This is a genomic window from Streptomyces sp. S4.7 (assembly GCF_010384365.1).
GTDB lineage: Bacteria > Actinomycetota > Actinomycetes > Streptomycetales > Streptomycetaceae > Streptomyces.
In genome coordinates, this window is record NZ_CP048397.1 from 5,261,650 (window position 1) to 5,286,060 (window position 24,411).

Here is a 24,411-nt window from a genome sequence, read left to right on the forward strand (position 1 = left end):
CCTCGCCTTGTGCGCGTGGTGCTACTTCAGACCGTTGCTGATCGCCGTCACGAGTTCGCCGTTCGCGGTGTCACCGGTGAAGTCCCAGAAGAACGCTCCGCCGAGACCCTGGCTCTTCGCCCAGGCCATCTTCGTCGCGATCGTCGCCGGGGTGTCGTAGCTCCACCAGTTGCTGCCGCACTTGGCGTACGCGGTGCCGCCGACGGTGCCGGTGACGGGGCAGGTGTTCTTCAGGACCTTGTAGTCCTCGATGCCCGCCTCGTACGTGCCGGGGGCCGCGCCCGTCGCGCTGCCGCCCGGTGCGGCCTGGGTGACGCCGGTCCAGCCGCGCCCGTAGAAGCCGATGCCGAGCAGCAGCTTCTTCGCCGGGACGCCCTGCGCCTTGTACTTGGCGATCGCGTCGGCCGAGTTGAAGCCGGCCTGCGGGATGCCCGGGTACGAGGTGAGCGGGGAGTGCGGGGCCGTGGGACCCTGTGCGGCGAAGGCGCCGAAGAAGTCGTACGTCATGACGTTGAGCCAGTTCATGTACTGCGAGGCGCCGGCGTAGTCGGCGGCGTCGATCTTGCCGCCGCCGGACGCGTCGGCGGTGACGGCCGCGGTGACCAGGTAGTTGGCACCGAACTTGGCGCGCATGGCCTGCATCATGTTCTTCATCGCGGCCGGGCCGCTGGTGTCACAGCTCAGACCGCAGGCGTTCGGGTACTCCCAGTCCAGGTCGATGCCGTCGAAGACATCCGCCCAGCGCGGGTCCTCGACCAGGTCGTAGCAGGACTGCGCGAACGCGGCCGGGTTCTTCACCGCGTCACCGAAGCCGCCGGACCAGGTCCAGCCGCCGAAGGACCAGAGGACCTTGATGTCGGGGTTCGCGGCCTTGAGCTTGCGCAGCTGGTTGAAGTTGCCGCGCAGCGGCTGGTCCCAGGTGTCGGCGACCCCGTCGACGGCCTGGTCGGCCGTGTACGCCTTGTCAGTCGCGGCGTAGGCGTCACCGATGGTGCACTTGCCGCCCTGGACGTTGCCGAACGAGTAGTTGATGTGGGTGATCTTGGACGCGCTGCCGGACGTCACCAGGTTCTTGACGTGGTAGTTGCGGTCGTAGACGCCCCACTCGGTGAAGTAGCCGAGCTTGACCTGGTCGCCGGGCGGGGTGCCCGGGTCCGTACCGCCGCCGGTCGTCTTCACGGCGACCGAGCCGCTGACCGGTCCGCTCTGGTCGGCCGTGTCACGGGCCTGGACGCTGTAGGAGTAGCTGGTGCCCGCGGTCAGGCCGGTGTTCGTGTACGTCGTGCCGGTGACCGTGGCGATCTTCGCGCCGTCCCGCAGGACGTCGTAGTTCTTGATGCCCTTGTCGTCGGTGGCGGCGCTCCAGCTGAGCTTGGCCGACGTGTTCGTGATCTCGCTCGCGGTGGGGGTGCCCGGGGCGGTGGGAGCCGTGTCGCCGGGGACGCTGCCGCCGTCGCAGGACGCGCCGTTGAGCTTGCAGCCGGTCGGGGAGCCGGAGCCGGAGCCGGTGCCGTTGAAGCCGAAGGTGACGGAGGCGCCCGGGTTGAGGGTGCCGTTCCAGCCGACGTTCTTGGCGGTCCAGTGGTTGGTACCGCTCTTGGTGACCGTGGCGTCCCAGGCGGAGCCGACGCCGGTGCCGGCGGGGAAGTCCCACTCGACGGTCCAGGAGGTGAGGGTCGTGGTGCCGGTGTTCTTCACCGTCCACGAGCCTTCGAAGCCGGTGCCCCAGTCGGACTTCTTGGTGTACGTGGCGGTCGCGGAGGTGGCCGCCGCGGCGGGGGAGGCCAGGCCGACCATGGCGGCGAGGGGGAGGAGCAGTGCGGTCAGCGCCGCGACGGATCTGGATCTGAATCTGGTTCTGCGGACGGACGTCTTCGTGCTCAAGGGGTACTCCTCGAGTGAGTCAAGACAGATCGGGGATGGTCCGGGATGGTCCGTGACACCCGACTCTTGCGACAGCTCGCGCACTAGTCAGTGGCGTGAGGGTAAGGAGGTCTGGACCAATCGTCAATAGGTCCAGACCAAAGGCGCGGCGGCTCGCCGGTCCGTTGTCCGGGCTTACGGCGCGCCGGTCGTACGCCCGCCGCCTCAGATCCCCAACTCTTGCGCCAGAACGGCCGCTTGCACCCGGCTGCGCAGCTCCAGCTTGCCGAGCAGCCTGCTCACATGCGTCTTGACCGTCGCTTCTGCCATGTCCAGCCGTACCGCGATCTCCGCGTTCGACAGCCCGTCGCCCAGACTGGCCAGTACCTCGCGCTCGCGACGGGTGAGGGAGTCGAGCACCGTGAGGTCCGGCGCTTCGGGTGACCGTACGGCCTTCGGTGAGGCGAACTCCGCGATCAGCCGGCGCGTCACGGAGGGCGCGATCAGGCCCTCGCCGCGTGCCACCGTCCGTACCGCCTCGATGAGATCCCGCGCGTCCGTGTTCTTGAGCAGGAACCCGGCGGCGCCCGCGCGCAGCGCGCCGAAGACGTACTCGTCCAGGTCGAACGTCGTCAGTACGAGCACGTCGGCCAGCTTCTCGGCCACCACCTGCCGGGTCGCCGACACCCCGTCCAGCCGGGGCATCTGAACATCCATCAGCACCAGGTCCGGGCGCAGTTCACGGGCCAGCCGCACGGCCTCCTCGCCGTCCCCCGCCTCGCCGACGACCTCGATCTCCGGTGAGCTGCGCAGGATCAGGACCAGCCCCGCGCGTACCGCCGACTGGTCCTCCGCCACCAGAACCCGGATGGTCATGCCGTGCCGCCCCCTCGTCGACGGGCAACTCCGCCCGTACCCGCCAGATCTTCGTGCCGTTCGCCCCGCCCGTGGTGCCCGTGGCGTCGTCCGCCGCGACCGGTCCCGCCTCGAACTCGCCGTCCAGCAGGGCGACGCGCTCCCGCATCCCGACCAGACCGGCGCCGGAGCCCGGTGCGCGCGGGCCGGGCCGGTCGCCGTACGGGCTGACGACAGCGACGCGCAGAGCGCGCTTCGTGCGCTCCAGGAACACCGTCACGGGGCCGCGCGGCGCGTGCTTGAGCGCGTTGGTCAGCGACTCCTGGACGATGCGGTACGCCGCCATCTCGACCGGCGCGGGCAGCGCCGGCCCCTCCCCCCGCCGGTCCTCCAGCGTGAACGTGAGACCGCTGGAGGCGCCGTTCGTACGCGCCTGCTCCACCAGCGAGTCGAGCGACCCCAGCGTCGGCGCGGGGGCCGGCGCACGCTCGCCGTCCGTGTCCCGCAGCAGTCCGATCAGCCGCCGCATCTCCGCCAGTCCGGCGACGCTGTTCTCACGGATCACCGCCAGCGCGTCCTTGGAGATCCGCGCGTCGTCGAGGGAGAGCGCGGCGGTGGAGTGGATCGCGATGGCCGACAGATGGTTGGCGACCATGTCGTGCAGTTCACGGGCCATCCGCGCGCGTTCGGCCATGACGGCCTGCGTGCGGTCCATCTCGGCGAGCAGCGTGGTCTGTTCGGCCCGCAGCCGGGCGGCCTCGGCGGCGTCGCGGTGATTGCGCACCAGTACGCCGGTGGTGGCCGGGGCGATGGTGATCGCGGCGGCCAGGACGCCGAGCAGCAGGCCCTGGGGCGAGCGGAGCCAGCTCACGGCAGCGACGGTGACGACGACCGTGGTCAGCGCCGTGCCCCAGGGGATCCGGCGGGCGGCGGAAGGGCTGCCGTACAGCACCGCCGCGTAGACGATGTCCGTGAACATGGCGATGGTCGCCACGCTGCCCAGGGTGAGGAAGTCGACGACGAGCGCGAGTGCGGCGACCAGCAGGGCCGTGCGGGGCGCGCTCCTGCGCACCAGCTCCACCAGGGAGACGGCGGCGACCGGCAGCAGCACCCAGGAGCCGGACAGTCCCCGGTCGCTCCCCTGGGTGTGCAGTCCGAGCGCCCAGAGCAGTACGCCGCCGAGCAGACCGGCCGCCGCGATCAGGACGTCCTCTCGGTGCGGACGTGGGAGAACGGTCACCCCACCATCAAACACGGCGTCACGGGCGGGCACCTCCACGTGCCGGCCGAGACCGGCCGGCCGCGCGCTACATCGAAGGATGCAGTCACGGTTCGTCTCTGGTGACGACGATCGGGGCCGGGACCGGCGGAAGACTGGGAGTGAGCCGGAGGGAGACTGCTGTGATCGTCACGCTGATCATCATCTGCGAGGTCGGATTCTGGGTGCTGCTGGGCATCGGACTGGCCCTGCGCTACTTCGCCAAAATGCCGCGCGTGTCGACCGCGGTGCTGCTGTGCGAACCGCTGCTGGAGGTCCTGCTGCTGGTCGTGACGGCGATCGACCTCAAGAACGGCGCCGAACCGGACTGGAAGCACGGTCTCGCCGCGGTCTACATCGGCTTCTCGGTGGCCCTCGGCCCACAGCTGATCAAGTGGGCCGACGCGCGCTTCGCCCACCGGTTCGCCGACGGTCCGCCGCCGGTCCTGCCGCCGAAGTACGGCAAGGCCCGCATGGTGCACGAGTGGAGGACGGCGGCCCGCTGGGTGGCCGCCTCGGCCATCGCGATCGGTCTGCTCCAGTCCGCGATCTGGTACGTCGGCTCCGACGGGAACATCGGGTCGCTCCAAATGTGGCAGCGGAAGATGGTCTTCCTGATCGGGATCAACGTGGTGATCGCGCTCAGCTACACGCTCTTCCCGAAGAAGGACCCGGGCGGCCACGCGCCCGCCGAGCGGCCCAGGTCCTACAGCGACCGGTAGTCCGGGCGCCGGGCGTCGTGAGCCGGGCGCCAGTGTGAAGAGCGGACCTAGGGTCTGTCGTTCGGATCTTGCCGGGCTCGCGGTCCCCGGCACGCACGCCCGCCGCGTTGTCGTCGGTCGGCACGGCTCCGCCATGCCTCCCTCCTCCGCCCTGCGGTCGCACGCACCGGACCCCGCTCCCTGATCCGGCCTGATCCGAACGACAGACCCTAGCGCTCGCCGCCCGGCACCCACAGCACGTCTCCGACCTCCTTGTTGGCCACCCTGGCCAGGATGAACAGGAGGTCGGAGAGCCGGTTGAGATACGTGGCCGTCAGCGGGTTCATGGTCTGCCCGTGCACCTCGAACGCCGCCCACGTCGAGCGCTCCGCGCGCCGTACGACCGTGCACGCCTGGTGCAGCAGCGCCGCCCCGGCCGTGCCGCCGGGGAGGATGAAGCTGCGCAGCTTCTCGACCTCCTCCAGGAAGAGGTCGCAGTCCGCCTCCAGCTTGTCGATGTACGGCTGCTCGACCCGCAGCGGTGGGTACTCGGGCGCCTCGACCACCGGTGTGGAGAGGTCGGCTCCGACGTCGAAGAGGTCGTTCTGGACCCGGACGAGGACCTTGACGACGTCGTCCCTGAGCTGCCCCAGCGCGATCGCCCCGCCGATGACGGCGTTCGCCTCGTTGGCGTCGGCGTAGGCGGCGATCCGCAGGTCGGTCTTGGCCGTACGGCTCATGTCGCCGAGCGCCGTGGTGCCCTGGTCGCCGGTACGGGTGTAGATACGCGTCAGATTGACCATGCGGCCAGCCTAGACGCCGCGGTCAGGCGTCGGCCCGGCGGAAGACCCGGGTGCCGATCGTGACCGACACCAGCGCGAGGGCCACCGCCATCAGCACGCCGTGGAGCATCGCGGCGCTCGCGTAGTCGCCCACGTACCCCGCCCGTACCGCGTCCACCAGGAAGCGCAGCGGTACGGCGTGCGACAGCAGGTCCAGCCAGCCCGGCGCCAGCGTCATCGGCAGCACCAGCCCCGACAGCAGCATCGCCGGCATCGTCAGCGCGTTGATGACGGGGCCGAACTCCTGCGGCGTCGAGACCTTCATCGCCAGCGCGTAGGAGAGCGAGGCCAGCGCGGCGGCCAGGACGCCCACGAACAGGAACCCGATGAGGATCCCGCCCAGCGGCGCGCGCAGCCCCATCGCGAGCGCGGCGAGCACCAGCAGTACCGACTGGAAGACGAAGAGCGCGGCGTCGCGCAGCACTCTGCCCAGCAGCAGGGCGAGCCGGCTGACCGGGGTCGCCCGCATCCGTTCGAGGACCCCCGTCTGCTTCTCGATGAGGATCGAGAACCCCGCGAACGAGGCGCCGAGCAGGGCGAGTTGGAGTACGAGTCCGGGCACCAGGATCTGCCAGGAGTCCCCCCTCGTACCGAGCGGCAGATCGGTCAGCAGCGGCCCGAAGAAGATGAGGAACAGCAGTGGCATCAGGATGCCGAAGAGGATCTGGAACCTGGAGCGCAGGGTCTGGCGGGCGTACCGGCCGAAGACCAGCGCGGTGTCCGGGAACAGGGAGGAGGGGAGCGGGGAGGGCGATGACACGACGGGAGCCTCCTAGACGGCTGTGGGAACGGTGTCTTCCGGCGCCGGTGCGCGTCCGGTGATCGCGAGGAAGGTGTCCTGGAGCGAGGCGCCGGGGGAGCCGACGTACTCGCGCTTCAGCGCCTCGGGCGCGCCCTCGGCCACCACCACGCCGTGGTCGATGACGACGAGCCGGTCGGAGAGTTCGTCGGCCTCGTCGAGGTAGTGCGTCGTGAGGACGACGGTCGTGCCGTGCTCCTGGCGGATACGGCGGATCAGCTCCCACAGCCCGGCCCTGCCGGCCGGATCGAGCCCGGTCGTCGGCTCGTCCAGGAACAGCACCTCGGGGCGGTGCGTCAGCCCCATCGCGATGTCCAGACGCCGGCGCTGCCCGCCGGAGAGCGCGGCGCACTTGCGGTCGAGCAGGTCGGACAGGTCGAGGTCGCGCGCCAACTCATCGGCGCGGGAAGCGGCTTCGGCCTTCGTCAGCCGGTGGAGCCGGGCCTGGGTGATCAGCTCCTCGCGTACGGAGATCTGCGGGTCGACGCCGCCCGCCTGCGCCACGTAACCGATCCTGTGGCGCACCCGCGCGGGCTCACGGACCAGGTCGAACCCGGCGACCGTCGCCACGCCTCCGGTGGGCGCCAGCAGTGTCGTGAGCATCCGCAGGGTGGTGGTCTTGCCCGCGCCGTTGGGGCCGAGGAAGCCGAGGATCTCCCCGGCCCGCACGGTCAGATCGATACCGCGCACCGCCTCGACGGTGCCCTGTCCGCTGGAGAAGGACCGGGCGAGCCCGGCCGTACTGATGATTGGCATGGCTCCAGAAAAACAGAGTCACTGAAATTTTGCAACGACTCCAAAATTCAGCGGGACGGCGGCGCGAGCTTCCGTCCGTAAGCTGAGGGGCATGTCCGAAGGGCTCCGTGAGCGCAAGAAGCGCCAGACCAGGCAGTACATCTCCGACGTCGCCACACATCTGTTCGTCGAGCGCGGCTTCGACGCGGTGACCATCGCCGAGGTCGCCGAGGCGTCGGACGTCTCCGTCAACACGGTCTACAACTACTTCTCGACGAAGGAAGACCTCTTCCTCGACCGCAGCCGGGGCATCGTCGAGCGGCTCTCGCGGTTCGTACGGGCCCGTGACGCGGGTGAGTCGGCGGCGGAAGCGGTCCTGCGCGAACTGCGCGAGCTGACCGAGACCGTCTCGCCCACGGTCGGACTGCACAGGGGTTACGACCGCTTCATGAAGGTCGTCGACGAGTCGCACTCGCTCAGGTCCCGCCTCTGGTACATCCAGCAGGAACTGCTCGTCCATCTGGAGGCGACGCTCCGCGAGGAGACCGGCGCCGACGACTCGGACACGCTGCCCACCCTGGTCGCCGGTCAACTCGCCTGGGCGCACGGCACGCTCATGGCGTTCGTCGGACGCCGGATGCTGGCCGGCCGGACCCCGGAGGACACCTCGCGCGAAGCGCTCGTGCTGCTGGACGACATCGAGGAAGTACTGGGCGAGAAGGTGCTCAAGTACGCTGTACGGCAAGGGTGATGGGCCGACTCGTGTCGTCTGCGGATGTGATGTCCGTCATGTGAGACGTGACGCGCATCTCTTCACCACCACAGCGCACCTCACGACCGATAACCTCCGGCAGAGAGCAAATGTAAAGCGTGTGTTAAGGCACACGCGGGTCCGGAGCGGAAATCAAGGGGTACGTCGTGGCCAGGAAGCTCGCCGTCATCGGTGCCGGACTCATGGGGTCCGGAATCGCGCAGGTCTCGGCCCAGGCGGGCTGGGACGTCGTCCTGCGAGATGTGACCGACGAGGCCCTGGCCCGTGGCAAGGACGCGATCCGCGCCTCGTACGCCAGATTCGTCGCCAAGGGCAGGCTCGAAGAGGCGGACGCGGACGCCGCGCTCGCCCGGATCACCACGACCACCGACCTGGACGCCGCGGCAGACGCCGACATCGTCGTCGAGGCCGTCTTCGAGAAGCTCGACATCAAGCACGAGATCTTCCGCGCGCTCGACAAGCTCGTCCGCGACGACACCGTCCTCGCCTCCAACACCTCGGCGATCCCGATCACCAAGATCGCGGCGGCGACGGAGCGTCCCGAGCGCGTCGTGGGCGCCCACTTCTTCTCTCCCGTACCGATGATGAACCTCTGCGAACTGGTACGCGGCTACAAGACCAGCGACGAAACCCTCGCCACCACACGGGAGTTCGCCGAATCGGTCGGCAAGACCTGCATCGTCGTCAACCGTGATGTCGCGGGCTTCGTCACCACCAGGCTCATCACCGCCCTGGTCGTCGAGGCGGCCAAGCTCCAGGAGTCGGGCGTCGCCACCGCCGAGGACATCGACATCGCGTGCAAGCTCGGCTTCGGCCACGCCATGGGGCCGCTCGCGACCGCCGACCTCACGGGCGTCGACATCCTGCTGCACGCCGCCGACAACATCTACACCGAGTCGCAGGACGAGAAGTTCGCCGCGCCCGAGTTGATGCGCCGGATGGTGGACGCGGGTGACATCGGGCGCAAGAGCGGGCAGGGCTTCTACAAGCACTGAGTCCCCGCCGGCGAGTGGAGTGGCGGGCGCCGAGCGACATCGACCGGTCGCTCCTCACCCCACCGGGTGAATTCGGTATCAGTTCGCTCACGGACGGCAACTTCCGCAGCCGCACGGCTGTCAGGTGTTGCACAGAGACATCGCACGAAGACATTGCACGGACGCGTCGCACGGACGCGTCGCACACAGACCGAGCACACAGACGCGGAGCACAGAGGCATTCGGGGAGCGCATATGTACATCAGGGGCGACCACGCCGAGCTGGTCGTCGAGGGCCGCCTCGACGTCCGCAGCGCGGCGGACGCCCGTACGGTCCTGCACACGGCCGTCGACGACGGAGCCGGCGACCTGGTGCTCGATCTGACCGGACTGGATTCCTGGGACGCCACGGGTCTCGGCGTCATCATGGGCGCGCACCGCAGAGCCGGACGCTGCGGACGCAGACTCGTCCTGCGCGGCGTGCCCACCCAGATGCAGCGCCTGCTGGTGGCCACCCGGCTGCACCGCATCCTCGCCATCGAGGGCGGTATCGCAGCAGAATCGCTTCCGCGAGTCTGACGCCCGAACCTCCGAACGCCCGGACCGCGGGCGTCGCCCGTCCGGCGCCCGCGGCCGGGGAGCCACGCACAATCCTCACGAGACCGTGACGTCTCGGACGGGGTGGCACCCCGGCTGTTCCTGGATACTGTGCGGAGGTTTAGGGTTTCGGCCGTCGGCCGACCAACAACCCGTGCGGCGGGCACCGGACCAGAAGCGACAGCGGGGCGTGCGAGGCCGGAAGGGCAACCGCACGCCACGATCTGGGGGGCTTTGACGATGAACCCGACCGACCCGACCCACCCCGCGGACCCGCGTCCCGAGGGTGCCGGGCGCGCCGACGACAGACCCGCGGACGGCGCCGACCGTCCGAACCCGTGGCTGTCGCACCCGGCGCCCGCCCGCACCGTCGAGCTGATCTCGGGCGACTTCCTGATCACCGTCAACCCGGTCGACGGCAGCGAGATCGAGCCCTGCCCGCCCGGATCGCAGCCGCCCACCCCCGTCAGGCTCGACGCCGACGAGCGCGCCGAACAGCGCAGGGCCGGACGGCCGCCCATACCGCCCGGTCCCGGCGCGCCCCCGTTCCCGCTGCTGGAGCGTCAGGAGGAGCGCGAGCGGCTCGTCGGGCTGCTGGGGCGCGGCCACTCCATACGCCTCACGGGCTCGGCGGGCTCCGGCCGTACCGCACTTCTCGAAGCCGTCGCCGCCGACTGCGAGGAGCTGGCCCCGGACGGGGTCGTACGCCTCTCCGGCCACCACCGCACCGTCACCGAGCTGCTGTACGAGCTGTACGCGGCCGTGTACCGGTCCGTGCTGCACCGCCCCGACCGCGCCGGACTGCTCGGACTCGTCCGCGGTATCGGCGCCGTCGTCGTACTCGACGACCTCGAATTCGGCGGCGACCCGCTGGACGAACTCCTCGAAGCCGCGCCCGAATGCGCCTTCCTCCTCGCGGTCACCCCCGACGTGGACGCCCCCATGAGCCGTTCGCGGCTCGAAGAGGTCCTGCTCGGCGGCCTCGGCCGCGCCGCCTCGCTCGACCTGCTGGAGCGCGCCACGGGACGCCCCCTCACCGACGAGGAGGCCAACTGGGCCGGTGACCTCTGGTTCGAGTCCGAGGGCCTGCCGCAGCGCTTCGTCCAGGCGGGCGCACTGCTGCGCGGACGCGACAGCCTGCGCGCCGGACCCGGTGCGTACGAGGCGGACGGGGTCTTCGTCCACGAACTGGACGACGTGCCGTACGGCCGGGACCAGAGTCCGTCCGAGCGCGACGGGCTCACCGCCGACGGGCAGCACGACGTACCGCTGCCCACCCTCGGCGAGGGCGCCGCGCCCGCCGTGCTGCTCGCCTCCCGGCTCGGCGAGGCCGCGCGTGAGACATTGCGCTTCGCCGTCGCGCTCGGCGGCGAGGTGCCGCACCAGGCCCATCTGCCGGCGCTGGTGGGCGACACCCACGCCGACGCCGCCGTCGGCGAACTCATGAACGCCGGGCTCCTCTCGCCCGTGGGACCGCGCTACCGGCTCGCCGCCGGGGCGCTCGCCCAACTGGAGGCGCAGGGATACGGAGTCGAGGCCACGTCCCGCGCGCACACCGCCGTCCAGCACTTCACCTGGTGGGCCGGTCATCCGTCGGTCACCCCCCGGCGGGCCGCATCCGAGGCGGACGCGCTCCTCGCCGCGATCACCCCCCTGGTGTCCAGCGGGGAGCCGGGGCACGCGAGCGCCGCCGTCCTGCTGGCCAGGGGAGCGGCGCCCGCCTTCATGGCGGGGCTGCACTGGGGAGCCTGGGAGCGCGCGCTGCGGATCGGCCAGGAGGCGGCCAGGATCGCCGGAGAGGTCGCCGAAGAAGCCTATTTCCACCACGAGTTGGGGATTCTCGCGCTCTGCGTCGGGCGCCTGGACCGGGCCCGCGCCGAGCTGGAGACCTCCATCAGCATGCGCGGCGCGGTGGCGGACAAGCGGGGCACGGTCTCCGGGCGCAGGGCGCTGGCCCTGGTCTCCGACCGGGAGAACGGGAACACGCCGGCCGCGTCCCGCAAGGCCGACGCCGAACCGTCGGTGTCGCCGTCGCGCGGCGTGTCCATGGTCGTACCCGTCCTGAAGCCGCCGTCGCCGGACGAACGGCTGACGCTGGTCACCCGCCGCGACGACACCCCGGCGGCGGGAGCCCCCACCGGTGCGCCGTCCGCACGCCGGCGCCGCCCGGTGCTGGGCGGGGCCCGCCGCAACCTGGTCGCCGCCGGCGCGGGCGCGGTGCTCGCCGCCGTACTGGGCACGGTCGTCACGCTCGGGGCGTCGGGGAACGACACACCGACGGACCGGGTCCAGACCGACCACTCGGCGGAGGACGACGACGGCACCGGATACGACACCGAGACGCCCGCGGACGCGAGCACGGAGAAGCCCGCCGAGCCGGGCGGCGCTCCCGGCACCACGAGTGCGGGCGCGCCGACGCCCGGCACGAGCGGCGGATCCGAGTCGCAGGACCCGGGCGACAGCCCGTCCGACGACCCGTCGGAGCCGGACGACGAGCCGGATCCCTCCGACCCGGACCCCGACCCCACGGACTCCGACCCGGACCCCGATCCGACGGACTCCAGCCCCTCCCCGTCGACCCCCACGTCGCCTCCGCCGTCGACGCCGACCTCACCTCCGCCGACGTCGACGACCCCGGCACCGCCACCGGAGTCGGCGACGGTGGGCGTGCCGGTGGAACCGACGTCCGCCGCGCCGTCGGACTCGGCGACGACGGAGAGCACGGAAGGTACGACGGGCACGACGGGCACGACGGGCACGACGGGCACGACGGACGGCGCGGACGCGACGTCGCCGGTGATCTGACCGCCCCGCACAGCGCCCGGGGCCGTCAGGCCCCGGGCGGCGCGGACGCCGGCCCGACCCAGCGGTGATAGGCGTCCACGTCCACGTTGCTGCCGCAGACGACGGTGACCACGTGCCGGCCGGCGAAGCGCTCCCGGTCCTCGAGGACCGCCGCGACGCCGAGCGCGGCCGACGGCTCGACGACGAGTCCCGCGTGGTCCAGGAGCATCCGCATACCGGCGACGATCGACGCTTCCCGGACGAGGACGGCGTCGTCGGCGACGAGCAGCAGGTCGTCCAGGACGGCGGGGACGGGACGCCGGCCCGCGACGCCGTCGGCGATGGTGTCGGTCGACCCGGTCGTGACGACGCGCCGTTGGCGCCACGAGAGTGTCATCGCCGGTGCGCCCAGCGGCTGGACGCAGATCACCTCGACCCCGGGCGCCAGGGCCTTCACCACATACCCCACACCGGTCGCCAGCGCCCCGCCGCCGAGAGCGACCAGGACGGTGTCGAACGACGGCGCGGTGCCCACCAGTTCCAGACCGATGGTCGCGGCGCCGTCGCACGTCTCGATGTCCAGGCTGTCCTCGACCAGCCGGATTCCCTCGTACCGGGCGATGTCCGCAGCCCGCTCACGGGCCAACTCGTGGTCGCCGTCGACCAGTTCCAGCCTGGCGCCCAGCGCGCGTATGCGATCGAGCTTGGTCGCGGTCGCGAAGCGGGACGCCACGACGGACACATCGATCCCCCGGCCGCGCCCGGACCACGCGAGGGCCTGCCCGAGGTTGCCCGCACTGGCGCACACCACGGCTTGTGCACCTCCGCCGGCCAGTCGACCCGCGACCACCTCGGTGCCGCGGCCCTTGAAGCTGCGCACCGGATTCGCCGTTTCGAGTTTGATACTCACCGCACACCCGAGCCCGGCCTCCAGCGCCTCGCACCGGTACAGCGGAGTATCGAGAAAGACGGGATCGATCACCCGCCGGGCCGCCCGGATCCGGTCGATGTCGAGACGAGTCCGCTCCATGACACGGCAGCGTAGTGCGGTGGCGCCGACGGATCAGCCCCAACTACCCATTGATCAATGGCTGCTTGACACCTCTTGAATCACAACCGTAGCTTAATTGCACGTGGAACCTAGGTCATTGGCCGTCGTCGGACCCGGACGAGCAGGAAGGCGTATCTCGCCGACCGGTGCACCACGAGAAATCGAGACGTGAACCTGCCGCCTCGCGGCCCCGTCAGCATGCCCGCATTCTTCGGCAATTCCCCATGTCCCCATGTGCGCGCACAAGAAGCCTCGGTATTGAGATTCAGTCCATCACCCTCAGAAGAGAGGTTTTCGATGAAACTGGCGCTGATATCAGGAGATGGCCTGCCTGTGAGCGGTCTGCTCACCATCTTCCGCAACGTGATCGAGTCCGAGCTGGGAAACGGGAGTCTTGAGCTGCCGGTGGTGGCCGATCTCGGCTTCTCCTGGCGGCCCGACAAGCAGCACTTCTTCCCGCGGGGCGCCGAGCACAGTGTGTATCCCGACTGGATGTCCACCAGTGACACCGTGCCCCTCGGCGCCGGCCGCGCGGAGCTGATGCGTGAGATGACCCGGATCCGCGCGGCGGTGGCACGGGCCGACACACTGGACGACGAGGCACGCGCGGAGCCGCGCGCCGCCGTCGAGTCGCTCGCCGGACCGTACGAGGAGTACTTCACGCGCTGGTTCGAGGAACACGACGTCGACTGGGTCTGCGCGGTCAACATGACCCTCTCCGACGCCGTCCCGGTGACCCTCGGCCTGCACCGGGCGGCTGCCCGCCGCTGGCCCCCCGGGGTGCCGGGCGGGGTGCTGTTCTGGGACCACGACCTCTTCGGCACCTGCGCGATCTTCGAGGACGGGGCCCGGGTGTACCCGGCGTCGCCGAACGAGTTCACGCCCGTGCCCGGGACGCATCCCTGTCACCGCTGGGCCGTCGTCTCTCCCGCGCTGGCGGAGGAGGTGGCGGGATATCCGACGGAGCTGGAGGCGACGACGCTGCCGAACGTACTGCCGACGCTGCGAGCGCGGGAGCCGGGGGACCGGCACGCGGCCTTCCTGGCACAGCACCAACTGGCCCCGGAACGGCCGCTGTTGCTGGCGCCCGTGAGGGTGTTCCAGGTGAAGGGGGTGGAGATAGCGGTCTCGATGTTCGCGGAGATGAAGCGGATCTGTACGGAGCGGGGGACACCGGTGCCCTGCCTACTGGTGTTCGGCAGTCTGGACGAGGACCCGCCGTACGCCCGTGAGGTGGTCTCCGCCGTCCGGGAGTTGAAGGTGGAGGACGACGTGGTCTTTCTGGACGGGGTGCCGCTGTCGAGCCATCAGGACGCCGCGGGCCGCTGGCGGCTCGACGAGATCGACCTGCTGGGTCTGTGCCGGGACAGCGGGGGAGCGGTGCTCTTCACCCCCAACACCTCGGACGTGGAGAGCGTCGGTCTCGGGCCGGCGCTGGCCGCCATCGCGGAAGTGCCGTGCGCCGTCACCGAATACGACTGCTTCGAGGATATTTACGGGACACGGAGCAGCTGCGTCAGGGTGCCGGACCGTACGGGGATTCCGGCGGCGGCCGACCGGCTGCTCGATCTGATGGCGAAGAACCGGCACGGTGATTTCACGGTCCGTGAAGCTCTGAAGCGGGACAAGGAACATGTTCTGCGGTCATTCGATCCGAATCCGTGGCGAAAGCTTCTCCAGGAGATGGCGAACGAGGTCAGTGGTTCCGGGAGTGACGGAAACGCCGACGGGATGGATATCGGCGCGAGTTACTGATCGCGGGACATTCCCGAGCCGAGTGCGATCTCGTGGCGGCGGCAGCGGCTCCAGTGGGCGTACAGCCGGGCAGGGGGCGGGCCGCCGCCCCGGTCTCCGGGCGCCCGCCCGTCGCCGAGAGGCGCGGTTCAGTTCCCGGAGCCGACGACGGCGGTGACGCGGATCTCCACGCGCATGGCGGCGAGACCGAGGACCGTGACGCCGGTCTCGGTCCAGATCGGCGCGCGGCCGTCGAGACGACGGCGGAACTGCTCGGTCATGACCCTGTTGTGGTCCTCGCCGATGGCGTCGTCCCCCGGTGCGACCTTGTGGTAGGAGTTGACGTGGATGACGTCCTTCCATGTCGCGCCGACCGTGGCGAGCGTGCGCTCCACGTTGTCGAAAGCCTGGATGATCTCGTCCTCCAGCGAGTCGGGGACGACCAGGTCGTCGTCCACCCCGGCCTGACCGGAGGTCTCGACCCGGTCGCCGACGCGGACGGCCCCGCTGTAGCCGTGGGCCTCGTGCAGCTTCTCGCCGAAGCCCGCAGTGATGCCGAAGGAGACGGTGCTCATGATGCTTCCTCTTCCTGTCCGCAGAGGTGCGTTCCCTCTGGCATGAGTTCACGCGTAAAGTGAGAGTAGCAACGAATAACTTCAAGCGCAAAGTGATGGCGGGCGTCGCCGGAGGGACGGGAAGATCGATGAGCGGTACGGGAGGGCCCATGGGCGGCACGGGCGGACACGAGGACGACGAGGAGCCGCGATGGCTCGACGAGCAGGAGAAGGGGGCGTGGACGGGGCTGATCTCCCTGGTCCTGCTGCTGCCGGCCAAGCTGGAGTCGCCGCTGCGGCAGGCGCACGGCCTCACCCTGTTCGAGTACCTCGTGCTCAGCCATCTCTCCGAGGCCCCGGGGCGCAGGCTGCGGATGGGGGAGCTGGCCTTCCTCGCCAGCGGGTCGCTCTCGCGCCTGTCCAACGTCGTCAAGCGCTGCGAACAGCGGGGCCTGGTCGTACGGACACCCGACCCGGCCGACGGCCGTTACACCCTCGCCGAACTCACCGACGCGGGTTTCGACATCGTGCGCCAGGCGGCGCCCACACACCTGCGCGCCGTACGCCGCATCGTCCTCGACTCGCTCAACACGGCCGACCAGAAGGCCCTCGCCCGCATCGCGCAGAAGCTACGCATCGTTCCCGACGACTTCGGCTGACAGTCGTTCGCGGCGACGACCCGGGACGAGGAGGCGGCGGCGCCGGGCGCGCCGCCGCCGTCCGGCGGCAGGGCTCAGAACAGCCGCAGTTTGTCGTCCTCGATGCCGCGCAGCGCGTTGTAGTCCAGCACCACGCATCCGATGCCCCGGTCCGTCGCGAGGACACGGGCCTGGGGTTTGATCTCCTGGGCCGCGAACAGGCCGCGGACCGGGGAGAGATGGGGGTCGCGGTTCAACAGGTCGAGGTAGCGCGTCAGTTGCTCCACGCCGTCGATGTCGCCCCGGCGTTTGATCTCGATCGCGACCGTCGCGCCGTCCGAGTCGCGGCACAGGATGTCCACCGGGCCGATGGCGGTCGGGTATTCGCGGCGGATCAGGCTGTAGCCGTCGCCGAGTGTCTCGATGCGGTCGGCGAGGAGCTCCTGGAGGTGTGCTTCCACGCCATCCTTGATCAGGCCCGGATCGACACCGAGTTCATGTGACGAGTCGTGGAGGATTTCCTCCATCGTGATGATCAGTTTCTCGCCCGCTTTGTTCACGACCGTCCATACCCCGACATCGTCACCTGTGCCCTCTTTGAGGGTGCAGGGCGGGGACATCCAGTTCAGCGGTTTGTACGCCCTGTCGTCCGCGTGGATCGACACGCTCCCGTCGGCTTTGACCAGGATCAGACGGGGGGCGGCGGGCAGGTGGGCGGTGAGCCGGCCCGCGTAGTCGACGGAGCAGCGGGCGATGACGAGGCGCATGGTCCGCAACGCTACTCGACTGTCGGCGTACGCAGTGATTCGCCCCTCAAGCCCCGTTCGTCTGTGGCCGGTTGTGTTCCCATTCGCCTGGTGCGGTCCGGACAGCACGCATAACGTGGATGCAGGAGGTCGCCGCTCGTGCACGCTGCGTCGTCGTCTCCCCCTTCCCTGCCCGTAAGGCCCCGATATTTCGGGGTCGCGAGAGGAGAACCCATGTCGCTCGACGTCTCACCGGCACTCTTGGAGCAGGCCGAGCGAGGCGAGGTCGACGAAGCCGAATTCGTCGACTGCGTCCGGACCTCCCTGCCGTTCGCGTGGGAGATGATCAGCTCCTTGGTGGCCCAGCTGAAGGTGGACGGCGGAGAGTTCGCCGACAACCAGACGCCGCCGCCGGACGAGCAGGCACGTGGTCAGCTGCTGCGCGCGCTCGCCAGTGACGCGATCCGCGGTGCGCTTCAGCGTCACTTCGGGGTGCGCCTGGCATTCCAGAACTGTCACCGGGTCGCGGTGTTCCCGCTGGACCCCTCGGTCGACGAGAGGCTCGCCCGCTTCACTTCCGTCAGGGGGCAGTTGCTCAACCAGTCCCCGGAGCTCCGGGACTGCTGACGCCTTCGGGCCGCACGGCTTCGGTCCGCCGGCGGATTCCTGGGCCGACACAGGGATCCGCCCGACGCCCGTCGTGCGCCCCCGGGGGGACGGGCCCGCCGCCGCCTCAGCACAGCTGTGGCAGTACCTCGGCCCCGATCCTCCGTACGTTCTCCTCCGTGGCCGCCAGGTCCCCGGAGCCCTCGACGAGCAGTGCGAAGCGTGTGATTTTGGTGCGTTCCGCCGTGGCCGCGAGGCGGTCGGCGGCGAGCCGGGGGGAGCCCACCGGATGCAGCCCGCACAGCAACTCCGTGTACGCGACGGGATCACGCATGGACCTGTGCCTGCCGTCGACCGTCACATGTGCTTCGAGCCCTTCCCGCAGCCAGCCGGGCATGGCTTTCACCAGCGTCTCCGTCGCCTCCGCACGGCCGTCGGAGATCTGCGCCACGCCCGCGGACACATGACCGGCGCCGTCGGCCTCCTCGGGGGTGTGGCCACAGGCGATGGCATGGGTACGCCACAGGGCCACCATCTCGGCCTTCTCCTCGTCCCCGCAGTGCATCCCCAGCAGCATCGGCAGTCCGCGCTCGGCCGCGAGCCGTACGCTCCTCGCCGACGTGCAGGCGACGACCACCTCGGGGCCGGCGTCCGCGATCAGCTCGTCCGGCCTCGGTACCACGGGGACTTCACGGAAGCGGTAGCGCTCACCGTCCGCCGACACGCGTGACTCGCGCAGCCACCGCAGCAGCAGGTCGAGCGATTCGGGGAAGTCCCGCTCGTACGCCCGCAGTCCCGATCCGAAGACCTCCAGATCGACCCACGGGCCGCCCCGGCCCACCCCGAGCGAGAACCGCCCGCCGGAGAGCAGATGCAGCAGCGCCGCCTGCTCGCCGAGTATCACTGGATGTGTGTTCGGCAACACGCTGACCGCCGTACCCACCCGTAGACGCTGTGTACGCCCCAGGAGCAGCCCGGCCAGTGTCACCGCCGACGGGCACGTGCCGTACGGCACGAAGTGGTGCTCGGCCAGCCAGACCGAGTCGAGCCCGGCCTCCTCGCCGACCTCCGCCGTACGTACGGCTCTGTGCAGTGCTTCCCCCTGGCCCTGGCCCGGGAACTGGGCGGCCAGTACAAAAGCTCCAACTCGCATCGCCTTCTGCCTCCTTGCGGCTGACGCGTCTCCCCCTACAGGCATTAACGTCTGACACGTGCCATGGGCACGGGCGCCACGGAAGTTGTTGCGATTGTCCGCTAACTGCACCGTGCGGGTGCCCGCGGCCTCACGCGGTGCCGGCCCGGCACCGGGAGAGCGGCCCGTACGCTGGAGGGGAACCGTGCTGTCTGCCCCGTGAGGTGTCATGTGTCCCCGCGCCGCAACCGCCCCCGAGGCGGCGAGACCCCGACCGACCACGACGGTGGGACGTCGGACCGGTACGGCGGGTTCCAGCGGACCGAGTCCTGGCAGGGCGAGGAGTGGGCGGTCCGTCAGGTGGCCGGCGCGAACGCCGTGGGCAAGCGGTACCGCTGCCCCGGCTGCGACCAGGAGATCCCCTCGGGTGTGCCGCACGTGGTGGCGTGGCCGGAGTACGGCGGCGTGGACGACCGGCGGCACTGGCACAAGGCGTGCTGGAACGCGAAGGACCGCCGCACCTCGCGGGTGCAGCGGTCCCGTAACGCGCCGAAGTTCTGAGCCCCGCCTCCGAGTTGGCGGCGCCGGACAGGACCGAGGGCGTGTTTTGAAAGTCCCGTCCGGCTCACGACGCTACTTTCAAAACGCCCCCTAGACGTCGCGCCGGTCGAGCGAGAAGAAGGCGAGGGCCATCACCGCGGCCGTGACGACCGTCCCGATGAACAGCGGATCCCAGCCCTTCGGCCCCGAGCCGGTCATCGAGGTGTCGTAGAGGACCGCGATCTGGCTCGGGATCGAGTACTCGAAGAGGGCCTGCTGCACGTCGACCAGTGACGACGAGAACATGAACATCGCCAGCACCAGCGGCAGCAGCACCACCCCGATCATGATGGTGATCGCGCCGGCCGAGTGCCTGATGAGCGCGCCGACGCCCAGAGACAGCAGGCCCAGCAGCGCCAGGTAGAGGCCGACACCGAGCGTGGCCTGGAGCCACTCCTGGCCGGTGGGCGCGCGGCCGTCCAGCACCGCGACCTGGATGCCGCCCACCAGGGCCGCCGTCACCGTCGTGATGGTGAGGACGAGCAGGAAGAAGACGAGCGACTTCGCCGCCAGCACCCGGGCCCGGCTGGGGCAGGCGGTCAGGGTGGTGCGGATCATGCCCGTCCCGTACTCGGACGCGATGGTCAGCACGCCGAGGGTGATCACACAGATCGAGCCGAGCAGCGCTCCGAAGAAGCCCAGCGGCAGCGCCGACTCCGTGCCGAGAGTGGTCTCCGAGAGGGAGACGGCCCACGCCGCGAGCCCGCCGACGCCCACCATCAGCACGATCATGACGCCGAGTGTCCACATGGTCGAGCGGACGGAGCGGATCTTGGTCCACTCGGAGGCGACCGCGTCGCCGAGGGTGGCCGGGCGGACCGGGATCGGCGAGGTGTACGACCCGAGGGGCTGCCCGCCCTGCCAGATCGGCGCCTGCTGCTCGTACGGGGCTGTCATCGGTCGTCCTTGTCGGTCGTGTCGGTCTTCCCGTCGCCCGCGCTGCCCGCGTCGCTTCCGCGCTTGGTGAGATCGGGTACGGGCGCGGGCGCCTCCGCGGGTACGGCCACGGGCGCGTCCACCGGCGAGGACGCCGCGGCGGGCCGCGGGCCGGCCGGGCCGCCCTGCGCCGCGTACGGGTTCTCTCCGGGCGGCGGCGGCGCGTACCAGCCCTGCGTCGGCACCTCGGGCACGACGGGCGGCTGGTACAGCTGCCCGCCGTAGCCCGGCTGCGGCGGCGGCGCGAACCCGGCGAGCTGGTCGGCCGTCGACCGGTAGTCCACGGCGCCCTGCGTCAGCCGCATGTACGCCTCCTCCAGAGACGCCTGGTGCGGGGAGAGCTCCCAGAGCCGTACGTCCGACTCGTGCGCCAGATCGCTGATGCGGGGCAGCGGCAGCCCGGTGACCCGCAGCGCGCCGTCCGGCTCGGACAGCACCTGGCCGCCCGCCTCGCCCAGCGCGGCGACCAGCTTCTCGCGCGCCTCGGGGTCGCTCTGCGCGGGGCGGACCCGCGCGAAGTCCGCCGAGTTGTGCGAGATGAAGTCCTTGACGCTCATGTCGGAGAGCAGCTGCCCGCGCCCGATCACGATCAGGTGCTCGGCGGTGAGGGCCATCTCGCTCATCAGGTGCGAGGAGACGAAGACCGTACGGCCCTCGGACGCGAGCTGCTTCATCAGATTGCGGACCCAGAGGATGCCCTCGGGGTCGAGGCCGTTCACCGGCTCGTCGAAGAGCAGCACCTGCGGGTCGCCCAGCAGCGCGGCGGCGATGCCCAGCCGCTGCCCCATGCCGAGGGAGTAGCCGCTGGAACGCCGGCGCGCCACGTCCTGGAGACCGACCACGCCCAGCACCTCGTCGACCCGCGCCGCCGGGATGCCGGAGAGCTGCGCGAGGGAGAGCAGATGATTGCGCGCGCTGCGCCCGCCGTGCACCGCCTTGGCGTCCAGGAGCGCGCCGACCTGGCGGGGCGCGTTGGGGAGCCGGCGGAAGGGGTGCCCGCCCACGGTCACATGGCCGGCGGTCGGCCGGTCGAGGCCGAGGATCATCCGCATCGTCGTGGACTTGCCGGAACCGTTGGGGCCCAGGAACCCGGTGACGCTACCGGGCCTCACCTGGAAGGAAAGGTTGTACACGGCCGTCTTGGCGCCGTAGCGCTTCGTCAGGCCGACTGCCTCGATCATTCTCCAGCCCCATCGACAACTCGGTCAGGTGTCGGGGCGGTGGCCTCTGTGGACCGAAAGCCCCCGTAGGAGTTAGGAGGATATCCGGGCCTTGACGGTTCCGGCCAAGTCGTTGCGACGGAGCGGCGGCCGGTTTGTCCGCCGCCGCTCCCTGGACCGAGCCCTACGCGTCGCGCTTCTTCAGTACGAGATAGCCGCCGATCAGCGCGGCGACGACCCACAGCACCATGATCCCCATGCCCTCCCACGGGGTGTACGGACCGTCGTCGGAGTTCATCGCGCCGGGAACCACCTGCATGATCTTGGAGCCCGCCTGGTCGGGGAAGTAACGGGCGACCTCCTTCGCCTTCGGTACGGAGGCGAGGATCTGCGAGACCAGGAAGAAGAACGGCATCAGGATGCCGAGCGACAGCATCGAGCTGCGCAGCATCGTCGCGACGCCCATCGAGAACAGCGCGATCAGCCCCATGTAGAGACCGCTGCCGATGACCGCGCGCAGCACGTGCGGCTCACCGAGGGTCGTCCCGTGGTCGCCGAGTACCGCCTGGCCGAGGAAGAACGAGACGAAGCCGGTGAGGAGCCCGACCACCAGGGCCAGCGCCCCGGCGACCGCCAGCTTGCTGAAGAGGAACGCGCCCCGCTGCGGTACGGCGGCGAGCGAGGTGCGGATCATGCCCGAGCTGTACTCGGAGCCGACGACCAGGACACCGAAGACCACCATCGCCAGCTGGCCCAGGATCATCCCGGAGAAGCTGACGAAGGTCGGGTCGAAGGTGACGCGCTCGGCCTGCGACAGATCGTCGAACGTGGAGTTGAGCAGCGCCGACAGGGCGACACCCATGGCCACGGTGACGAGGAACGCGACGGCGAGGGTCCAGATCGTGGAGGAGACCGTACGGATCTTGGTCCACTCCGACTGGAGGACCGCGGGTACCGATGCCATGGGTCAGACTCCCTTGCCCTGGTTGTCGTGCTGTCCCCACCGGGGCCCCGGGGCCGCGGCTCCGGACGCGGGGGCCGCCGGGCCCGTGCCGGGGGCGGAGTGGGCGTGGTACTCGACCGACTCGGCCGTCATCTGCATGAACGCCTCTTCCAGCGAGGCGCGTTGGGAACTCAGCTCGTGCAGCACGAGCCCGTTCCCGGCGGCCAGCTCACCGATCTCCTCGGAGGTGGAGCCGTCGATCTCCAGCGCGCCGTCGCCCGCCTCGGCGACGGTGAAACCGCCCGCGTGGAGCGCGTCACGGATCTGCTCCTGCTGCGGCGAGCGGAGCCTTACGAAACTGCGCGAGTTCGTCTGGATGAAATCCGCCATCGAGGTGTTCGCGAGCAGTCTGCCCTGACCGATCACGATCAAGTGATCGGCCGTCAGCGCCATTTCACTCATCAGATGGCTGGAAACGAAGATCGTGCGGCCCTGGGCGGCGAGGGCTTTCATCAAGTTGCGAATCCAGTGGATGCCCTCCGGGTCCAGACCATTCACCGGTTCGTCGAACATCAGGATCTCGGGATCTCCGAGCAGCGCGGCGGCGATTCCCAGCCGCTGCCCCATCCCCAGCGAGAAACCTTTCGACTTCTGCTTCGCCACGGCGGTCAGACCGACGGTGTCGAGAACCTCGTTGACCCGGCTCACCGGGATGCGATTGCTCTGCGCCAGACACAGGAGGTTGTTGTACGCGCTGCGTCCGCCGTGCATCGCCTTCGCGTCCAGCAGGGCCCCGATGTACTTCACCGGCTCCTGGAGCTCGCGGTAGTGCTTCCCGTCGATGCGGACCGATCCACCGGTCGGGATGTCCAGATCCAGCATCATCCGCATGGTCGTCGACTTACCGGCTCCGTTCGGCCCCAGAAAACCCGTCACCACCCCGGGCCGGACCTGGAAGGAGAGATGGTCGACCGCGATTTTCTTCCCGAAACGTTTGGTGAGCCCTTCGACCTCGATCATGCGGACAACCTATGGGTTGCGCAAAGCCCCCCGCCACTCCGGTGGCGGGGGGCTTGCACGATCGTTACTTGCGGAACGGGAGCCTCGTCCATCGGCCCCGAGCGGGGCGGTCACGGACGGACCGGCCCACCGGGCGGACCCGGTGCACCCCGTCCGTTCACCGCACTAGCGCGACTGCTGGGCCGGGACCCCGCGGGAGATCGGCTCGTCCTCCGCCGGCGTACCCGCCGCGGCGACGGCCGCACCGGTCAGCGTGGCCAGCATCTCGCGGACGTTGGTCAGCTGGGCGTTGATCGAGTCGCGGCGGTTGGTGAGCGCCGCCAGCTCGCGCTCCGATTCGCTGCGGATCCGGTCGGCCTTGGCGTTCGCGTCGGCCACGATGTCCTCGGCCTGGCGCTGCGCGGTCTCCACCGTCTGACGGGCACGGCGCTCCGCGTCCGTACGGAGCTTCTCCGCCTCCAGACGCAGCTGCTCGGCGCGGTGCTCGATCTCCGCCAGGCGCTTCTCGGCCTTCGCCTGACGCGAGGCCAGGTCACGCTCGGACTGCTCACGCCGCTTGGCGAGGTTCGTCTCGAAGTCCGCGGCCGCCTGGGCGGCCTTGGCGCGGGTCTCCTCGAAGAGCGCGTCCGCCTCCTCGCGCTTCTGCTGCGCGTCCTTCTGCGCCTCGGAGCGCAGGGTCGAGGCCTCGCCCTTCGCCTTCTCGACGATGCGGACGCCCTCGTCCTCGGCCTTCGCCTTGCGGTCGGCGGAGAACGCCTCGGCGTCGTTGCGCACCTGCTGGGCCGCCGACTCGGCGAGCTCACGGTGCTGTTCGGCGGCGCGACGGGCCTCTTCGCGCAGGTCCTTCGCCTCCTCCTCGGCGAGGCGGAGGATCTTCTCGACGCGCGCACCCAGACCGGCGTACGACGGCTCCGCGTCGGTGACCTGGGCCTGAGCGTTCTGCGTTTCGAGGTGGAGCTCCTCGATGCGCTTTTCCAGTGCGGTGATCCGTGCGAGAGCGCTGTCACGATCGGCGACGAGCTTGGTAATGCGGTCATCCACCTGACCGCGGTCGTAACCACGCCGCACGAGCTCGAAGCCGAATGGGGAGGAAGTGTCGCTCATGGGGTTC

Annotated in this window: 24 protein-coding genes; 9 read left to right on the forward strand and 15 right to left on the reverse strand. The window is 70.2% G+C overall.

Going from position 1 to position 24,411, the window contains the following annotated elements; translation table 11 throughout:
- Positions 1-21 precede the first annotated feature (21 nt).
- The 3 genes from SSPS47_RS23630 to SSPS47_RS23640 form a co-directional block, all read right to left on the reverse strand.
- A complete protein-coding gene (locus SSPS47_RS23630; RefSeq protein ID WP_239065023.1) occupies positions 22-1,884 on the reverse strand; it encodes a glycoside hydrolase family 18 chitinase in 1,863 nt (620 codons plus the stop codon).
- A 204-nt stretch (positions 1,885-2,088) separates the two neighbouring features.
- On the reverse strand, positions 2,089-2,721 hold the full coding sequence (locus SSPS47_RS23635; protein WP_239065326.1) for a response regulator transcription factor: 633 nt from the start codon (positions 2,719-2,721) through the stop codon (positions 2,089-2,091).
- Complete coding sequence (locus SSPS47_RS23640; RefSeq protein ID WP_239065024.1) at positions 2,603-3,958, reverse strand: histidine kinase; 1,356 nt, start codon at positions 3,956-3,958, stop codon at positions 2,603-2,605. Before SSPS47_RS23640 ends, SSPS47_RS23635 begins: the two co-directional genes overlap by 119 nt.
- Before the next feature lie 161 nt (positions 3,959-4,119).
- Between SSPS47_RS23640 and SSPS47_RS23645 the strand changes: the two genes are divergently transcribed.
- Positions 4,120-4,698 carry a hypothetical protein gene (locus SSPS47_RS23645; RefSeq protein WP_164252782.1) on the forward strand — a complete coding sequence of 193 codons (579 nt, stop codon included), beginning with the start codon at positions 4,120-4,122 and terminating at the stop codon, positions 4,696-4,698.
- Between the two features lie 209 nt (positions 4,699-4,907).
- Here SSPS47_RS23645 and SSPS47_RS23650 read toward each other — a convergent pair whose 3' ends face one another.
- Genes SSPS47_RS23650 through SSPS47_RS23660 form a run of 3 tightly spaced genes read right to left on the reverse strand, consistent with a single transcriptional unit; the run spans position 4,908 to position 7,074 of the window.
- Positions 4,908-5,480 (reverse strand): cob(I)yrinic acid a,c-diamide adenosyltransferase, encoded by a 573-nt coding sequence (locus tag SSPS47_RS23650; protein ID WP_164252783.1) that lies wholly within the window; start codon positions 5,478-5,480, stop codon positions 4,908-4,910.
- A 22-nt stretch (positions 5,481-5,502) separates the two neighbouring features.
- Positions 5,503-6,279, reverse strand: a complete 777-nt coding sequence (locus SSPS47_RS23655) for an ABC transporter permease (RefSeq protein WP_239065025.1) — start codon at positions 6,277-6,279, stop codon at positions 5,503-5,505.
- A 12-nt stretch (positions 6,280-6,291) separates the two neighbouring features.
- Positions 6,292-7,074 carry an ATP-binding cassette domain-containing protein gene (locus tag SSPS47_RS23660; protein WP_164252784.1) on the reverse strand — a complete coding sequence of 261 codons (783 nt, stop codon included), beginning with the start codon at positions 7,072-7,074 and terminating at the stop codon, positions 6,292-6,294.
- A gap of 91 nt (positions 7,075-7,165) precedes the next feature.
- Here SSPS47_RS23660 and SSPS47_RS23665 point away from each other — a divergent pair, with 91 nt between their 5' ends.
- The 4 genes from SSPS47_RS23665 to SSPS47_RS23680 all read left to right on the forward strand — a co-directional run bounded on the left by SSPS47_RS23665 (position 7,166) and on the right by SSPS47_RS23680 (position 12,201).
- A complete protein-coding gene (locus tag SSPS47_RS23665; RefSeq protein WP_147873829.1) occupies positions 7,166-7,804 on the forward strand; it encodes a TetR/AcrR family transcriptional regulator in 639 nt (212 codons plus the stop codon).
- 167 nt (positions 7,805-7,971) lie between these two features.
- Positions 7,972-8,820: a 3-hydroxyacyl-CoA dehydrogenase family protein gene (locus tag SSPS47_RS23670; protein WP_147873828.1), complete on the forward strand. Its 849-nt coding sequence runs from the start codon at positions 7,972-7,974 to the stop codon at positions 8,818-8,820.
- A gap of 234 nt (positions 8,821-9,054) precedes the next feature.
- Positions 9,055-9,378, forward strand: a complete 324-nt coding sequence (locus tag SSPS47_RS23675) for an STAS domain-containing protein (RefSeq protein WP_147873827.1) — start codon at positions 9,055-9,057, stop codon at positions 9,376-9,378.
- A 258-nt stretch (positions 9,379-9,636) separates the two neighbouring features.
- Positions 9,637-12,201: an ATP-binding protein gene (locus SSPS47_RS23680; RefSeq protein ID WP_164252785.1), complete on the forward strand. Its 2,565-nt coding sequence runs from the start codon at positions 9,637-9,639 to the stop codon at positions 12,199-12,201.
- A 25-nt stretch (positions 12,202-12,226) separates the two neighbouring features.
- On the opposite strand, the gene SSPS47_RS23685 is transcribed toward SSPS47_RS23680, so the two are convergent.
- Positions 12,227-13,210 (reverse strand): pyridoxal-phosphate dependent enzyme, encoded by a 984-nt coding sequence (locus SSPS47_RS23685; protein ID WP_164252786.1) that lies wholly within the window; start codon positions 13,208-13,210, stop codon positions 12,227-12,229.
- A 354-nt stretch (positions 13,211-13,564) separates the two neighbouring features.
- Here SSPS47_RS23685 and SSPS47_RS23690 point away from each other — a divergent pair, with 354 nt between their 5' ends.
- Positions 13,565-14,986, forward strand: coding sequence for a glycosyltransferase family 1 protein (locus SSPS47_RS23690; RefSeq protein ID WP_164252787.1), 1,422 nt, complete (start codon positions 13,565-13,567; stop codon positions 14,984-14,986).
- 128 nt (positions 14,987-15,114) lie between these two features.
- Here SSPS47_RS23690 and SSPS47_RS23695 read toward each other — a convergent pair whose 3' ends face one another.
- Positions 15,115-15,540 carry a Rid family hydrolase gene (locus SSPS47_RS23695; RefSeq protein WP_164252788.1) on the reverse strand — a complete coding sequence of 142 codons (426 nt, stop codon included), beginning with the start codon at positions 15,538-15,540 and terminating at the stop codon, positions 15,115-15,117.
- 128 nt (positions 15,541-15,668) lie between these two features.
- Here SSPS47_RS23695 and SSPS47_RS23700 point away from each other — a divergent pair, with 128 nt between their 5' ends.
- Positions 15,669-16,178 carry a MarR family transcriptional regulator gene (locus tag SSPS47_RS23700; protein ID WP_164252789.1) on the forward strand — a complete coding sequence of 170 codons (510 nt, stop codon included), beginning with the start codon at positions 15,669-15,671 and terminating at the stop codon, positions 16,176-16,178.
- A 74-nt stretch (positions 16,179-16,252) separates the two neighbouring features.
- Here SSPS47_RS23700 and nucS read toward each other — a convergent pair whose 3' ends face one another.
- Positions 16,253-16,924, reverse strand: coding sequence for an endonuclease NucS (gene nucS, locus SSPS47_RS23705; protein WP_164252790.1), 672 nt, complete (start codon positions 16,922-16,924; stop codon positions 16,253-16,255).
- 213 nt (positions 16,925-17,137) lie between these two features.
- Between nucS and SSPS47_RS23710 the strand changes: the two genes are divergently transcribed.
- Complete coding sequence (locus tag SSPS47_RS23710) at positions 17,138-17,530, forward strand: SCO5389 family protein (RefSeq protein WP_069629932.1); 393 nt, start codon at positions 17,138-17,140, stop codon at positions 17,528-17,530.
- Between the two features lie 106 nt (positions 17,531-17,636).
- On the opposite strand, the gene SSPS47_RS23715 is transcribed toward SSPS47_RS23710, so the two are convergent.
- Positions 17,637-18,662 (reverse strand): LLM class flavin-dependent oxidoreductase, encoded by a 1,026-nt coding sequence (locus SSPS47_RS23715; protein ID WP_164252791.1) that lies wholly within the window; start codon positions 18,660-18,662, stop codon positions 17,637-17,639.
- A 210-nt stretch (positions 18,663-18,872) separates the two neighbouring features.
- Here SSPS47_RS23715 and SSPS47_RS23720 point away from each other — a divergent pair, with 210 nt between their 5' ends.
- Positions 18,873-19,202 carry an ATP/GTP-binding protein gene (locus SSPS47_RS23720; RefSeq protein ID WP_147873820.1) on the forward strand — a complete coding sequence of 110 codons (330 nt, stop codon included), beginning with the start codon at positions 18,873-18,875 and terminating at the stop codon, positions 19,200-19,202.
- Between the two features lie 90 nt (positions 19,203-19,292).
- Here SSPS47_RS23720 and SSPS47_RS23725 read toward each other — a convergent pair whose 3' ends face one another.
- From SSPS47_RS23725 to SSPS47_RS23745, 5 genes are all read right to left on the reverse strand, one after another.
- Positions 19,293-20,138 (reverse strand): ABC transporter permease subunit, encoded by an 846-nt coding sequence (locus tag SSPS47_RS23725; protein ID WP_164252792.1) that lies wholly within the window; start codon positions 20,136-20,138, stop codon positions 19,293-19,295.
- A complete protein-coding gene (locus SSPS47_RS23730) occupies positions 20,135-21,358 on the reverse strand; it encodes an ATP-binding cassette domain-containing protein (RefSeq protein WP_164252793.1) in 1,224 nt (407 codons plus the stop codon). The genes SSPS47_RS23725 and SSPS47_RS23730 overlap by 4 nt, the downstream gene beginning before the upstream one ends.
- A 163-nt stretch (positions 21,359-21,521) precedes the next feature.
- On the reverse strand, positions 21,522-22,301 hold the full coding sequence (locus tag SSPS47_RS23735; RefSeq protein WP_164252794.1) for an ABC transporter permease subunit: 780 nt from the start codon (positions 22,299-22,301) through the stop codon (positions 21,522-21,524).
- A 3-nt stretch (positions 22,302-22,304) separates the two neighbouring features.
- Positions 22,305-23,300 (reverse strand): ATP-binding cassette domain-containing protein, encoded by a 996-nt coding sequence (locus SSPS47_RS23740; protein WP_164252795.1) that lies wholly within the window; start codon positions 23,298-23,300, stop codon positions 22,305-22,307.
- Between the two features lie 165 nt (positions 23,301-23,465).
- Entirely contained in the window at positions 23,466-24,404 is a 939-nt protein-coding gene (locus SSPS47_RS23745) for a cellulose-binding protein (RefSeq protein ID WP_147873815.1), read from the reverse strand.
- Positions 24,405-24,411: the final 7 nt, after the last annotated feature.

Excerpts from the sequence above, each read along its gene's own strand:
- SSPS47_RS23700 (WP_164252789.1), top strand. The coding sequence starts at position 15,669 with ATGAGCGGTACGGGAGGGCCCATGGGCGGCACGGGCGGACACGAGGAC.
- SSPS47_RS23730 (WP_164252793.1), bottom strand. The coding sequence starts at position 21,358 with ATGATCGAGGCAGTCGGCCTGACGAAGCGCTACGGCGCCAAGACGGCC.
- SSPS47_RS23685 (WP_164252786.1), bottom strand. The coding sequence starts at position 13,210 with ATGGAGCGGACTCGTCTCGACATCGACCGGATCCGGGCGGCCCGGCGG.
- SSPS47_RS23660 (WP_164252784.1), bottom strand. The coding sequence starts at position 7,074 with ATGCCAATCATCAGTACGGCCGGGCTCGCCCGGTCCTTCTCCAGCGGA.
- nucS (WP_164252790.1), bottom strand. The coding sequence starts at position 16,924 with ATGCGCCTCGTCATCGCCCGCTGCTCCGTCGACTACGCGGGCCGGCTC.
- SSPS47_RS23675 (WP_147873827.1), top strand. The coding sequence starts at position 9,055 with ATGTACATCAGGGGCGACCACGCCGAGCTGGTCGTCGAGGGCCGCCTC.
- SSPS47_RS23680 (WP_164252785.1), top strand. The coding sequence starts at position 9,637 with ATGAACCCGACCGACCCGACCCACCCCGCGGACCCGCGTCCCGAGGGT.
- SSPS47_RS23740 (WP_164252795.1), bottom strand. The coding sequence starts at position 23,300 with ATGATCGAGGTCGAAGGGCTCACCAAACGTTTCGGGAAGAAAATCGCG.
- SSPS47_RS23650 (WP_164252783.1), bottom strand. The coding sequence starts at position 5,480 with ATGGTCAATCTGACGCGTATCTACACCCGTACCGGCGACCAGGGCACC.
- SSPS47_RS23735 (WP_164252794.1), bottom strand. The coding sequence starts at position 22,301 with ATGGCATCGGTACCCGCGGTCCTCCAGTCGGAGTGGACCAAGATCCGT.
- SSPS47_RS23725 (WP_164252792.1), bottom strand. The coding sequence starts at position 20,138 with ATGACAGCCCCGTACGAGCAGCAGGCGCCGATCTGGCAGGGCGGGCAG.
- SSPS47_RS23745 (WP_147873815.1), bottom strand. The coding sequence starts at position 24,404 with ATGAGCGACACTTCCTCCCCATTCGGCTTCGAGCTCGTGCGGCGTGGT.
- SSPS47_RS23665 (WP_147873829.1), top strand. The coding sequence starts at position 7,166 with ATGTCCGAAGGGCTCCGTGAGCGCAAGAAGCGCCAGACCAGGCAGTAC.
- SSPS47_RS23715 (WP_164252791.1), bottom strand. The coding sequence starts at position 18,662 with ATGCGAGTTGGAGCTTTTGTACTGGCCGCCCAGTTCCCGGGCCAGGGC.
- SSPS47_RS23710 (WP_069629932.1), top strand. The coding sequence starts at position 17,138 with ATGTCGCTCGACGTCTCACCGGCACTCTTGGAGCAGGCCGAGCGAGGC.
- SSPS47_RS23695 (WP_164252788.1), bottom strand. The coding sequence starts at position 15,540 with ATGAGCACCGTCTCCTTCGGCATCACTGCGGGCTTCGGCGAGAAGCTG.